Below are 11,938 nucleotides of genomic sequence, written 5' to 3'. Positions count from 1 at the left end.
TCAGAACACAAGGACGGGCCGTTTGCAAGGCCCGTTTTTTTTGGTCAAAAACGCTGTAAACCCTTGTCCAGTAAGCGCTGACAGCTATCTTTTTTGAGAATCTGGCAGCTTTTGCTGGAATACGGGAAACCCTGAGTCCAAGGCTTGAGCAGGTTGTGTCGTGGAACCGGGCGCGGGTGTGCCGTTACCCATGCGTGCGGCAGTGCCTTGCCTGCGTCTTGCCGATCCGCAGGCGCTCTGCCCATCGGTGTTTTCCAGACAGACCCTTATCCATTCTTGCGTTGGCAGGAGCTTTTTCATGACCATCCCCTACGACTCCGTTGAAGGCCGTGCGCGCTACATCGACCAGGCCATCCTCTACGTGGACGCGCGCGAAAGCTGGAAGGTGGGCGACTTTGGCCAGACCATCGCCGAGTACCGCGCCATCACCTACCAGGGCGTGCCCCTGAGCGATGCCATCGGCGTGGTGGCCCTGGCGGTGGACAAGACCGCCGACGGCTACACCCTGTATGCCACCTCGACCAGCGGCACGCGCGAGTTCTACAGCGCCCGCCTGGATCACGCGGGCAGCGTGCTGGAGGTGCGCGCGCTGGACGACCGTGAGCTGATCCAGGCCGAGATCGCCCTGGGCACCGACCTGAACGGCAATGGCGGCATCGGCGGCGGCACCGTGCTCTACACCGACAGCCAGGAACTGGACATCAGCGTCAACGAGCTGGGGCAGCTGTGCATCGACAACGGCCTGGGCACGCTGGTGCCGCTGTTCTTTGGTGGCGCTGCCGTCACCGTGGACACCCTGGGCGATGCGCTGGACATCACCGATGTGCTGGCCACCAGCAACGGCTACCAGCTGTGGGTGGCGGACTACCAGGGCAACGTGGTGCAGGTGGGCTTCAGCACCGGCGGGCACAGCAGCACGGTCACGGCGCTCACGCCCGAGCAGGTGCGCGCCGCCGAGGCTGCGCGCAACGTCGATCTGAACAACCGCACCGACACGCCGCTGACCGAGGGCTGGACGGCCATGCTGCAGACCGAGGCCGTGCGCGGCCTGGTCGAGCAGCTCACCGCCGACGGGCAGCGCCTGGGCCATGCCGACCTGGTCAACATCGTGGCCACCGCCATCGCCAGCGTGCCGCCGGGCCAGCAGGTCGGCGCGGCGCTGGTGGGCGACCTGCGCGCCATCGCAGCGCGCGGCCAGGCGCTGTTCGGCCAGGACGCCGAGAGCACGGACTACCTGAGCTTCGTGTTCGACCAGATGGTCAGCACCAGCCGGGCCAACAGCTTCTATACCGGCGGACAGACGCGCGCCAGCGCCCTGGGCAGCCTGAACGCCGAGTCGAGCGCCGAGCAGCTGCAAAAGCTCGGCGGCAAGTGGCTGCTGGGCCTGGACTTGCCCAACCCCACGACCGAGGGCGACACCGCCAACCCCGAGGCGCGCGCCGCCACCGGGGTGTACAAGGTCTTCGACGCGCCGCTGTTCGGCAGCGCCGGGCCGCAATTTACCGACGTCAACCAAGGCTCGGCGGGTACCTGCTACCTGATGGCTTCGGCGGCGGCGGTGGCGCATTCCAAGCCAGGCGCCATCGAGGCGGTGTTCGTCAGCAATGGCGCCAACGCCCTGGGCCAGCAGACCTATGGCGTGCGCCTGTATGACGGGCGCGGGCAGACGCACTGGGTCACCGTGAACAACCAGCTGGTGGTGGCCAGCGCCGAGGACGACGTGCCGCTGTACTCCAAGCTGGCCAACACGCTGACTCCGCAGGACACCAAGCTGTGGCTGCCGCTGCTGGAAAAGGCCTATGCCCAGATGAACGAGCAGGGCTTCCTGGGCCGCGAGGCCATGAGCAACGGCAAGAACGCCATGTGGGCCATTGAGGGCGGCTTCAGTGAGGCCGGCAGCTATATCCTGGGCACGGGTTCGTGGACATACAGCGACGACGCCGAGGACGTCGGCTACCAGGTCAACCACAACCCCTTGACCACCGTCCAGCTGCTGCCCGAGGGCCTGAGCGATGTGCAGGTGCTGGCGCGATACCTCAACGGTGGCAACACCTTGTTCGTCGGCTCTTCGGCCAACACCCACGATGCCGACCAGCGCATCCTGTTCACCGAAGGCCACGCCTACATCATCATGGACGCCGACCCGGCGGACGCGCACAACACCACGGTCACGGTCTATAACCCCTGGGGCTCGACCACGCCGGACAATCCCAACTACGTCGCCCCCTTTGCCGCCGATATGGCCGACCTGGTCGGCGTCGAAGGTCTGTCGTTCTGGCTGTATGACTTCTGAGCAACCGGGCGGTCGCCCAGGTGGCAGTTAAGCTTGCGGGCTTTGCTCCTGTCTGAGAAAGCCTGCCCATGTCCATCCAGTGGTTCCCCGGTCACATGCACCTGACGCGCAAGGCGATCGGCCAGCGCATCAAGGACATCGACGTCGTGATCGAGCTGCTGGATGCGCGCCTGCCGGCCTCCAGCGCCAACCCGCTGCTGGCCGAGTTGACCGAGGGCCGGCCCACGCTCAAGGTGCTCAACAAGCAGGATCTGGCCGATGCCGCGCGCACGCCGGCCTGGCTGGACTGGTACAACGCCCGCCCCGGCACGCGCGCCATTGCGCTCGACGCTTCGGACACGGCCCCGGCGCGCCGGCTGATCGAGGGCTGCCGGCAATTGGCGCCCACGCGCCGGGGCATGGCGCGGCCCATGCGCGTGCTGATCGTGGGCGTGCCCAATGTCGGCAAGTCCACGCTGATCAACACCCTGTCGGCCCGGCGCGAGGCCAGGACTGGCGACGAGGCCGGCATCACCCGGCAGGAGCAGCGCATCGTGCTGGACGATGACTTCTACCTCTGGGACACGCCCGGGATGCTGTGGCCGCGCATCGTCGTGCCCGAAAGCGGCGAGCGCCTGGCTGCCAGCGGCGCCGTGGGGCGCAACGCCTATGACGAGGAGGAGGTGGCCATGGCGCTGCTGGCCTACCTCAAGCAGCACTACGCCGCCTTGCTGGTGGCGCGCTACAAGCTGGCCCGGCCCGAAGCCGAGATCGCTGCGCTGCACGACGATGAGCTGCTGGATTTGATCGCACGCAAGCGCGGCGCGGTCATGAGCGGCGGGCGGCTGAACCTGCAAAAGGCCGCCGAGATCGTGCTGACCGACCTGCGCAGCGGCAGCATCGGGCGCGTGACGCTGGAGACGCCGGACGAATATGCCGCCTGGCTGGCGGCTGCACACGAGCGCGAGGCCGAGCGCGCCGAGCGCCGCGCCGAGCAGCGCAAGCGCGACGAACGCCGGGCGCGCCGCACGGGCGAGTGAGGCGCGGGCGCGGCGCTGCCGCCGTGCCCCCGAAGCCTGGGCAGGGCCGCAGGGCGTGCTCGCGCGCAGGGGTGTGGTGCGTTATGCGTCGGACGCGCGGATCACCACGCCAGCGCCGTGCCGGCATCGTCCCAAAATAGGATGCGGCGCACCTCCTGATAGCGCGAGGTGGCGGGCGCCAGCGCATCCGGGGCGGCGCGCTTGCGCAGCAGGACGACATGGCCGGCCTGGGTGCCGACGGCCAGCAGGCCGCCATCGTCCGGTGCCAGCGCCAGGCAGGTCGGCGTTGCCCCCAGGTGGTGGCGCCACAGCGTCTGCCCAGCGGCGCCGTGACCCGCCAGGTCGCCGCCGGCATCGGCCTGCAGCACCACGTCGTGCCAGGTGGCCCGGGTGGTGGCTGGCGGGGCGGGCGGCGGCTCGTCCACCGGGGCGATGTCCAACCCCTGCGCCGCGATGCGCCAGCACGGCGGCCACTGCCGGGATGCGTCCGGCTGCAGCCAGCACAGCAACGCCCCATCAGCCTGCCAGCGCAGCGCCTGCACACGCAGGCCGTGGCGCGCTGCGTGGGCGGCATAGGCGGCCGGGGCGAAGACGAAGCGCTGGTGCAGGCGTTCGCTCAGGCCGGCGTCGCCCAGCGCCTGGATGCGACGGCGCAGCCGCAGTACGGAAGCGGCCTGCAAGGGGGTGCGGGTGTCGCGCACAGCGGGAGCTGGCGGCCCGGGCGGCTCCTGTGGCGCCGGCGGCTGCGGCGGCTGCGGCGCTGCCGCTGCTGCAGCACCTGCTGCGCCGTCTGCTGCATCGCTTGCCGCGTCATCTGCCGCCGCAATCCGATCCGCCTGCCCGGCCCAGCGGGCGCGCACGGCGGCGGCGTAGCTGCGCCCGGCCTCCTGCCAGACGCGCGACAAGGCCATGATCTGCGGGCCGAGCACCTCCGCATCGCTGGCGTGCGGCGGCAGGGGCGGCAGCAGCGCCGGCTCCAGGGGGGTGGGCGCCAGCGTGTCCAGGCCGGCGTGCAGGCGCTGCTCCTGCTGGGCCTGATCGGCCAGCAGGCGCTGCTCGACCTCGGTGAACAGGGCGCACAGTTGCTGCAGGTGCAGCGCGGCATCGGCAGGCAGGGGCGTGCGCACCTGGCTCTGGCGCTGGCTGTAGCTCAGCGCCAGCCCGGGCGGGTGGGCTGTGCCGGAGGGTAGCGGTGCGTCGTCCGCCAGCACTTCGATCTGGTAGCTGGCGTGGGCGTCGTCCTCGGCGTCGCCGGGGCGCTCCTGGCCGTTGCGCCAGCTCAGCTTGAGAGCCGCGCCCTGGCGCCGGCCACCATGCCAGCCGGGCACGCGCGCCCCTGCCCAGGTGTCGTCCAGCCACAGGCCGGCGCGCTCGGGGTCGCTCCAGTCGTTGAGGCGGTCGGTGAACAGGGGCAATTGCACCAGCGCCATGACGCGCTCGGGCGTCAGGCTGGCGTGCAGCCGGGCGCGCAGCAGCCGACCGCTGCGGCGCTCGTGTTCGGCAGTGCGCCAGTAGTGCAGCACGAGCTGCCACAGGGGCAGTAGGGCCTGGGCAGCGGTGGTGCCAGGGGCAGCAGCGTCCGGGGCCGTGTCGTGGGCGGCAGCGGCAGCGCTGTCCGCCTCCGGCTCCAGCCGGCTCCAGGCGCCGGGCTGGCCGGCTGCGTCGTAGCTGCGCCACTGGCACAGCAGCCCCCAGGCGTTGGCGCGCGGCGCTGGCGCCAGGCGCTGCAGCCAATTGCGCGCCCGGCTGATGCCGCCGGCCCCGGATGGCGGCGGCGCGCTGTCGGGCAGGGCCAGCCAGAAGTCGTGCTGCTTCCAGTCGCTGATAAACAGGCCGTCGTGGAAGGCGTCGCCATCCTCGTCCACATGGCTGCGCGTGACCAGGAAGTCCACCTGCTGCCACCAGCCTGCTGCCTTGTGCCGGCTCTTGTCGGGCAGGGCGGCGTGCAGCAGCCAGCGCAATGCCTGCGGGCTGGGGGGAGTGTGCGCAAAGAGGCCGGTGCCGGCGTCCGGCGAGGTGGTCTGCTCAGGCGGGGAGGCTGCGGGGGCGGGCATGGGGCATGGTAGCCAACTGCCAACCTGCCCAGGTGTGGTGGCGGATCCGCCTTGCTGCGCCTGCAGAAGATGGCGCGTGGCGCGTTGTGCCAGCGCCCAGCGCCGCCCAGCGCACGACCCAAGACCCCCAGGCGGGCGCTGCCGGCAGTCGTTGCCAGCGGACTAGCGGACTATCGTTGCCCCTGCCGGGCCGGCACGATCTGGCCGGCCTGCACGTATTGCTGGTATTGCGCGTGCGTCAGGGCGGCCTGGCCTGCCGAGTCGTCAGGCGTCGTCCAGCGCACGATCACGCTGTCGGCTGCCGGGTACAGCTCCACCCGGCCCGCCGGGATGGTCAACTGCGGGCCGTCGCCCTCGCGGTAGTGAACCTGGCCGTGAAGGGTGGCGCCGTGGTGGTCGGTCTGGCCGCTCTGGCCGCTTGGGCTGGTCTTTTGCTGCATGGGTGTCCTCCTGGAATGGCGGGCAGGTTTGCCTGCGGCCAGTGTGTCCAGGAGCCGACGCCGCACCAGGGCCGGGCGGCGCCAGCGCCGGTAGGACGCCGCCGTCCGCTCCCGCACGCATCGACAGGCAAGTCGGCAAACAAATCGGCAGGCAAGGGCTGGAAAGGGGATTTTTGACATCTTTTTGGCCTCAAAGCCACGCCAGTCAAGCGCTGGCAGCTATGGTTTCGAGAGTTGACCAGCCTGCCAGGGCAGGCCGGTCAGCAGGTGCTGCCAGTCTTGCAGATGCCCGGGCGCCGTGGCTGCACCCAGCTCGGCACCTGGCCAGCTCAGGCCGCTGCTGATGACCAGGGGCTGGCCGGTCACCGGGTGCGCCAGGCTGAGTTGCCAGGCGTGCAGCCACAGCCGGGACTGCCCCAGCCGCGCCGCCCACCAGCGGTTCAGCGGCCCCTTGCCGTGGGTGGCGTCGCCGATGATGGGGTGGGCGATGTGCTTGAGGTGGCGCCGGATCTGGTGGCGCCGGCCCGTGCCCGGCTCGGCCAGCACCAGCGATGCGCGCGTGCTGGCGAAGCGTGCATCGCTGGCCTCGGGCAGCTCCAGCCGCGCCAGGCACGACAGGCGGGTGTGGGCTGGCTGCGCTGCGGCATCGGGCGCGGCGTCGTGCGGGCGCAGGGCGTGATCCACCTCGGCACGCGCCGGCGCCCAGCCACGCACCAGGGCCAGGTAGCGCTTGTCCACGGCCTGCGCGGCAAAGGCTTCGGCCAGGGCGCGGGCGGCCTGGGCGTGCAGCGCCATGAGCAGCACCCCGCAAGTGCCCTTGTCCAGGCGGTGTGCCGGATGGACGCGCTGGCCGAGCTGGTCACGCAGCGTCTGCAGCACGAAGCGCGTCTCGCCGGCATCCAGCCCGGTGCGGTGTACCAGCCAGCCGGCGGGCTTGTGGACGGCCACCAGGTGCTCGTCGCGCCACAGAATGGGTAGGGGCGAGGGCGCGCAGGAGGCTTCTTGCATGGGTTTTTCTGGGCGCATTCTTCGGCTGTGGGTGGGATGGGCAGGGCGGGGCAAGCGTAATCGAGCCGCTGGCGCGCCATTCCTACAGCGCCAGGGCATGGGCGATGGCGTGCGCGGCACCGCGCGCAGCCTACGGTGGCGTCCTGGGTTGCCGACCCCGGGCGGTGCGCGGTGCGCCGCCCGCATCCTGTAAGGAACAGCCGACATGAACTCCTCCGACCTGCGCGAGACCATGAGCAACGTCATCGCCTACGACGATGCGCGCGAGAGCGCTCCGCTGGAGCACGAAATCACCCTGCTGACCGGCGTCGGCCTGATCGCCTGCGCCTTCTTCACGCCCTCGCGCACTCGCGCTGTGCTGCACGCCGTCGTCGGGGGCGCGCTGCTGCTGCGCTCGGCCAGCGGGCGCGATGGGATGCGCAAATGGGCGCGCCCGCAGCGCGAGGCCAAGCCGCGCAGCCGGATACTGGTCACGCCCTGAGTCCCGGCCCTGGTGGGGCGGCGACCGCAGCCGCCACAGCCACCCCGCTGCTGTCCAGGAATTTTTTTCCGGACAGCTGGCGCGCATTGTGCGCTGCAGCACAATGTGTACCGATGACTGCCACTCTGCGCTCCACCCGGCTGCCGCTGTCCCTGCTGCTGGCTCCTTGCCCTGACGATCCCGCACCGCTGGTGCTCTACCACGGGCGCTGCGCCGACGGCTTTGCCGCCGCGCTGGCGGCCTGGCGCTTCTATGGCGGGCGCGCCGAGTGCGTCGGCCTGACGCATGGCCAGGTGCAGTCGCTGCAGGATTTGCCGCCACTGGCCGGTCGCTTTGTCTATGTGCTGGACTTTGCCTTTGGCCCCGAACTGCTGGCTGCCATAGCCGCCCAGGCGGCGCGGCTGGTGCTGCTGGATCACCACAAGAGTGCCGCCGAGCAGTTGGCCGGCTTCGAGTGCCGCTGCGGCGCCGTGCATTTCGACATGGACAAGTCCGGTGCGCGCCTGGCCTGGGACTACTTTTTTCCCGAACAGCCCCTGCCCGATCTGGTGCGCTTCGTCGAGGATCGCGACCTGTGGCACTGGCGCCATGAGCAGACGGCGGGCTTCGTCGCCGCGCTCGATCTGGAACCGTTCGACTTTGCGCGCTGGAGCGAGATCGCCGATTTCTCTGCCCGGCAGGTGCAGGACTTCGTGGCGCGCGGGCGGGCCATGGACGAGAAATTCCGCCACTTGGCGCAGGACGTGGCACGCGCCGCCCAGCCGCTGGTCTTCAACGGCCAGGCCGGCCTGATGGTCAATGCGCCGGGGGCCTTCCACAGTCTGGTGGGCGAGATCGTCTCGCAGCGCAGCGGCAGCTTTGCCCTGATGTGGACGGTGGCCGAGGACGGTCAGGTCAAGGTCGGCCTGCGTTCGCAGCGCGGCTACGACTGCTCGCCGTTGGCGGTGAGCATGGGCGGCGGCGGCCACGCCCAGGCCTGCGGCTTTCGCCTGCCTGCGGCGCGCCTGCCGGAGCTGCTGTCCGGGCGTTTTCAGGCGGTTTCATGAGTGAAAAAGCACTCAAACCCTTGCCAGGAAAGCGTAAGCAGCTATCATTTTTGATAAGAAAAATCGTCCCTTCATAGTCTCTTGTCCGTTTCTTGCTTCCCTTCCACTGAAAGACATCCACCATGGATCAGCACCCCAGCACGCAACCCATCCGCATCGGCATCGTCGGCTACGGCAATCTGGGCCGTGGCGTCGAGGCGGCGATTGCCCGCAACCCCGACATGCGCGTGGCCGGCATCTACACCCGGCGCGCGCCGGCGCAACTGAAAGTCCAGGGCGCGGACGTGCCCGTGCATCACATGGACGAGCTGGCCGGCCACCAGGGCCAGCTCGATGTGCTGATCCTGTGCGGCGGCTCCAAGGACGACCTGCCCGAGCAAAGCCCGCAGCTGGCGGCGCGCTTCAACCTGGTGGACAGCTTCGACACCCATGCGCGCATCCCCGAGCACTTTGCCGCCGTCGATGCCGCCGCGCGCGCTGGCCAGACCACGGCGCTGATCTCCGCCGGCTGGGATCCGGGCATGTTCTCGCTCAACCGCCTAATGGGCGAGGCGCTGCTGCCCGAGGGCGCCACCTACACCTTCTGGGGCAAGGGCCTGAGCCAGGGCCACTCGGACGCCATCCGCCGCGTGCCTGGAGTGGCCGGCGGCGTGCAATACACCATTCCCATCGAGGCGGCGGTGCAGCAGGTGCGCAGCGGCACGCGGCCCGAGCTGACCACGCGCGAAAAGCACCGCCGCGAGTGCTTCGTCGTGCTCGCTGATGGGGCCGACGCCGAGGCCGTGCGCCGCCAGATCGTCGAGATGCCGCACTACTTCGACCAATACGACACCACGGTGAACTTCATCAGCGCCGAGGAGTTGGCGCGCGAGCATTCGACCATGCCGCACGGCGGCTTCGTGATCCGCAGCGGCAACACCTCGGACGGCGTGCAGCAGGTCATCGAGTACGGCCTGACGCTGGGCAGCAACCCGGAGTTCACGGCCAGCGTGCTGGTGGCCTATGCGCGCGCCGTACACCGGCTGCACGCCGCCGGCCAGCACGGCTGCAAGACGGTGTTCGACGTGCCCCCGGGCCTGCTGTCGCCGCGCAGCGCAGCCGAGCTGCGCGCCGATTTGCTCTGAGCGCGCCATTGCCTGGGGAAGGGTGAGCGATGAGTGTTTTGCATGAAAACCCGCCCGACGCCCAACGCTACCGCTTGGCCGGGTAGCGGCGCCGGTAGTCCCACGGCGCCATGGGCCTGGCCTGCGACCACAGGCCGATCCGCGCAGCCTGGGCGCGCGCCTGCAGGGCGGCCAGATCGCGGTATTGCGCCGGCTGGCGCGTGGACAGCCAGGCCAGGCCGGCGGCGACCTGCGCTGTGGCCACGTCCTGCCCGGCGCAGCGCACCCGCGCCAGGTGCCGGCCATAGGCGTCGCGCCCCAGGGTATGGAGTTCAGCGCGCTGGCGAAAGCACAGGCGCTTCAGGTTCTCGCGCGCCTGTCGGCCAAAGGCCTGGCGCAGCTCCGGCGCATCGATGGCGACGATGCGCACGCGCTCGGGGCGGCGCGCGGCGCAGCGCACCGTGAGGGTGTCGCCATCGCTCACGGCGATGACCAGGCACAGCAGGGCGGCGGTGGACATGTGAGGAAGTGGTGGTGCGTCCGGCGGTTTTGCGTCCGGCGTCTTGCGCGCCATGCAGGGCGCACAGCGCGGATGCTGCCGGGCAGCGGCACTGCGGATTGTGCGGCCTGATAATCCGCGCTTTGCCTGGCTGCAGCGGCTCCGGCACCAGTCCCCGGCGCCGGCTGCACGCGCCCTTGCCAGGCTGGGCGCTGCCGTCCAGTTGCTGTCATGCGTGCCCGGGCGTTTTTTCCCGGGCGTGTCTTTTTCTCCCCTCCCAAGCTCGTCTGCCCCCGTGATCAAAGGTCTGGCCGCGTCCATCGCGGCATCCGTGCTGTTTGGCGCCATGTACTACGTGGCGCCTTTTCTTGCGCCGCTCGACGGCGAGCAGATTTTTGGCTGGCGCGTGCTGGCCACGCTACCCTTCACCACGGCGCTGCTGCTGGGCCTGCGCCAGTGGTCGCGCGTGCGCCTGCTAGCGCTGCGCGTGCGCCGCCAGCCGCTGCTGGCGCTGGGCCTGCTGGCCAGCGCCGCCATGCTGGGCGTGCAGCTGTGGCTGTTCCTGTGGGCGCCGCTGCACGGGCGGGCGCTGCCGGTGTCGCTGGGCTATTTTTTGCTGCCGCTGGTCATGGTGCTGGCCGGGCGGCTGCTGTTTGCCGAGCGGCTGTCGGCCTTGCAGTGGACGGCAGCAGCCCTGGCCGGCGCTGGCGTGGCGCACGAGGTGCTGCGCGCCAGCGGCATGGCCTGGGAGACCTGGCTGGTCGCCCTGGGCTACACGCTGTATTTCGTCATGCGCCGGTGGCTGCGCACCGACCACCTGGGCGGGCACTGGCTGGACATGCTGCTGCTGGCTCCGGCGGCGCTGTGGTTCGTGCTGCGTGCGCCGGCCTCCACTGCGCTGGTGGCCGCCAATGTCCACCTGTGGGGCATGGTGCCGGTGCTGGGCCTGGTCAGCGCCGTGGCGCTGGCGCTGTACATGGCGGCGGCGCGCATGTTGCCGTTGGCGCTGTTCGGCCTGCTCAGCTATGTCGAGCCGGTGCTGCTGGCCCTGGTGGCGCTGGCGCTGGGCGAGAGCATCGCGCCGGCGCAGTGGCCTACCTACGGCCCGATCTTTGCGGCCGTGGCACTGCTGGTGCTCGACGGCGCGCTGCAGTTGCGCCGGGTGCGGCTGCGCTGAAGGCTGGCCGGGGCAGCGGCGGTGGCAGGGGCGCATCGGCCCAGCGGCCCGGCTCCAGGCCGTCCAGGCGGTAGGGGCCGATGGCCACGCGCACCAGGCGCAGCGTCGGGTGGCCGACGGCGGCGCTCATGCGCCGCACCTGGCGGTTGCGCCCTTCGTGGATGGTGAGCTCGATCCAGCAGTCGGGGATGCTCTGGCGCACGCGGATGGGCGGCTCGCGCGGCGGCAGGGCCGGGGGTGGCTCCAGCCGGCGCGCCTGGGCCGGCAGGGTGGGGCCGTCATTCAATTGCACGCCGGCGCGCAGCTGCTGCAGTGCCGCCTCGTCGGGCAGGCCCTCGACCTGCACCCAGTAGGTCTTGGCCATCCTGTGGCGCGGGTCGCTGATGCGCGCCTGCAGCCGGCCATCGTCGGTCAGCAGCAGCAGGCCTTCGCTGTCGGCGTCCAGCCGCCCGGCCACGTGTACGCGCGGCACGTCGATGAAGTCCTTCAGCCCGCGCCAGCGCCCTTCGGCGGTGAACTGGCTGAGCACGCCCCAGGGCTTGTGAAAGCGCAACAGGCGGGGTGGGGAGGGGGAGGTCATGCAGAAAAAACCCAAAAAGACAAGGATGCCGGCGCCAACATGCGCCAGCGCATGTCCAGGTTATGCGCTCAAGTGATGACTTCATGCGCGTCCTGTGCATTGGGTCATAATCGCGCCCCATGCCCTGTGCAGCCGTGCGCCCATCGCGCACTACGCCGACAGGGCATTTTCACAGGTGCTGGAGCGCGCACACCGCGCCGTCAGTCCCGTGCGCAGCCCCGGCAGCGCCCAAGAGGCG

At 70.3% G+C, this 11,938-nt stretch carries 11 protein-coding genes; 6 read left to right on the top strand and 5 right to left on the bottom strand.

All coding sequences use genetic code 11. The features are described 5' to 3' along the window. The first annotated feature begins 298 nt into the window (after positions 1-298). Positions 299-2,293 carry a C2 family cysteine protease gene (locus IDM45_RS07495; RefSeq protein WP_209422284.1) on the top strand — a complete coding sequence of 665 codons (1,995 nt, stop codon included), beginning with the start codon at positions 299-301 and terminating at the stop codon, positions 2,291-2,293. 68 nt (positions 2,294-2,361) lie between these two features. Further along, the gene (ylqF, locus tag IDM45_RS07490; RefSeq protein WP_209422283.1) at positions 2,362-3,312 is read left to right on the top strand and encodes a ribosome biogenesis GTPase YlqF; all 951 of its coding nucleotides are present in this window, start codon (positions 2,362-2,364) and stop codon (positions 3,310-3,312) included. A 101-nt stretch (positions 3,313-3,413) separates the two neighbouring features. Here the strand turns inward: ylqF and IDM45_RS07485 are convergent, their stop codons facing one another. From IDM45_RS07485 to IDM45_RS07475, 3 genes are all read right to left on the bottom strand, one after another. Beyond that, entirely contained in the window at positions 3,414-5,366 is a 1,953-nt protein-coding gene (locus IDM45_RS07485; RefSeq protein WP_209422282.1) for a hypothetical protein, read from the bottom strand. A gap of 170 nt (positions 5,367-5,536) precedes the next feature. Further along, positions 5,537-5,806: a hypothetical protein gene (locus IDM45_RS07480; protein ID WP_209422281.1), complete on the bottom strand. Its 270-nt coding sequence runs from the start codon at positions 5,804-5,806 to the stop codon at positions 5,537-5,539. Positions 5,807-6,025: 219 nt separating this feature from the next. Next, positions 6,026-6,814, bottom strand: a complete 789-nt coding sequence (locus tag IDM45_RS07475; protein WP_209422280.1) for a pseudouridine synthase — start codon at positions 6,812-6,814, stop codon at positions 6,026-6,028. Between the two features lie 205 nt (positions 6,815-7,019). Between IDM45_RS07475 and IDM45_RS07470 the strand changes: the two genes are divergently transcribed. The 3 genes from IDM45_RS07470 (at position 7,020) to IDM45_RS07460 (ending at position 9,465) form a co-directional block, all read left to right on the top strand. After that, on the top strand, positions 7,020-7,295 hold the full coding sequence (locus IDM45_RS07470; RefSeq protein ID WP_209422279.1) for a hypothetical protein: 276 nt from the start codon (positions 7,020-7,022) through the stop codon (positions 7,293-7,295). Positions 7,296-7,408: 113 nt separating this feature from the next. Next, positions 7,409-8,341: a DHH family phosphoesterase gene (locus IDM45_RS07465; protein ID WP_209422278.1), complete on the top strand. Its 933-nt coding sequence runs from the start codon at positions 7,409-7,411 to the stop codon at positions 8,339-8,341. A gap of 122 nt (positions 8,342-8,463) precedes the next feature. Continuing rightward, the gene (locus IDM45_RS07460) at positions 8,464-9,465 is read left to right on the top strand and encodes a diaminopimelate dehydrogenase (RefSeq protein ID WP_209422277.1); all 1,002 of its coding nucleotides are present in this window, start codon (positions 8,464-8,466) and stop codon (positions 9,463-9,465) included. A gap of 67 nt (positions 9,466-9,532) precedes the next feature. Here the strand turns inward: IDM45_RS07460 and IDM45_RS07455 are convergent, their stop codons facing one another. Continuing rightward, positions 9,533-9,964: a thermonuclease family protein gene (locus IDM45_RS07455; protein WP_209422276.1), complete on the bottom strand. Its 432-nt coding sequence runs from the start codon at positions 9,962-9,964 to the stop codon at positions 9,533-9,535. Positions 9,965-10,238: 274 nt separating this feature from the next. Between IDM45_RS07455 and rarD the strand changes: the two genes are divergently transcribed. Next, positions 10,239-11,120 (top strand): EamA family transporter RarD, encoded by an 882-nt coding sequence (rarD, locus tag IDM45_RS07450; RefSeq protein WP_209422275.1) that lies wholly within the window; start codon positions 10,239-10,241, stop codon positions 11,118-11,120. On the opposite strand, the gene IDM45_RS07445 is transcribed toward rarD, so the two are convergent. After that, positions 11,038-11,700: a pseudouridine synthase gene (locus tag IDM45_RS07445; protein WP_209422274.1), complete on the bottom strand. Its 663-nt coding sequence runs from the start codon at positions 11,698-11,700 to the stop codon at positions 11,038-11,040. The two genes, rarD and IDM45_RS07445, sit on opposite strands and share 83 nt — an antisense overlap. Between the last annotated feature and the right edge of the window lie 238 nt (positions 11,701-11,938).

The organism is Melaminivora jejuensis (assembly GCF_017811175.1).
Classification (GTDB): Bacteria; Pseudomonadota; Gammaproteobacteria; order Burkholderiales; family Burkholderiaceae_C; genus Melaminivora; species Melaminivora jejuensis.
Note: the sequence above shows the minus strand (reverse complement) of the source record. Positions and strands in the feature narration are given on the sequence as shown.

Coding starts and splice junctions, on each gene's coding strand:
- IDM45_RS07460 (WP_209422277.1), top strand. CDS start 8,464: ATGGATCAGCACCCCAGCACGCAACCCATCCGCATCGGCATCGTCGGC.
- IDM45_RS07480 (WP_209422281.1), bottom strand. CDS start 5,806: ATGCAGCAAAAGACCAGCCCAAGCGGCCAGAGCGGCCAGACCGACCAC.
- IDM45_RS07485 (WP_209422282.1), bottom strand. CDS start 5,366: ATGCCCGCCCCCGCAGCCTCCCCGCCTGAGCAGACCACCTCGCCGGAC.
- IDM45_RS07445 (WP_209422274.1), bottom strand. CDS start 11,700: ATGACCTCCCCCTCCCCACCCCGCCTGTTGCGCTTTCACAAGCCCTGG.
- IDM45_RS07495 (WP_209422284.1), top strand. CDS start 299: ATGACCATCCCCTACGACTCCGTTGAAGGCCGTGCGCGCTACATCGAC.
- IDM45_RS07475 (WP_209422280.1), bottom strand. CDS start 6,814: ATGCAAGAAGCCTCCTGCGCGCCCTCGCCCCTACCCATTCTGTGGCGC.
- IDM45_RS07465 (WP_209422278.1), top strand. CDS start 7,409: ATGACTGCCACTCTGCGCTCCACCCGGCTGCCGCTGTCCCTGCTGCTG.
- IDM45_RS07470 (WP_209422279.1), top strand. CDS start 7,020: ATGAACTCCTCCGACCTGCGCGAGACCATGAGCAACGTCATCGCCTAC.
- IDM45_RS07455 (WP_209422276.1), bottom strand. CDS start 9,964: ATGTCCACCGCCGCCCTGCTGTGCCTGGTCATCGCCGTGAGCGATGGC.
- ylqF (WP_209422283.1), top strand. CDS start 2,362: ATGTCCATCCAGTGGTTCCCCGGTCACATGCACCTGACGCGCAAGGCG.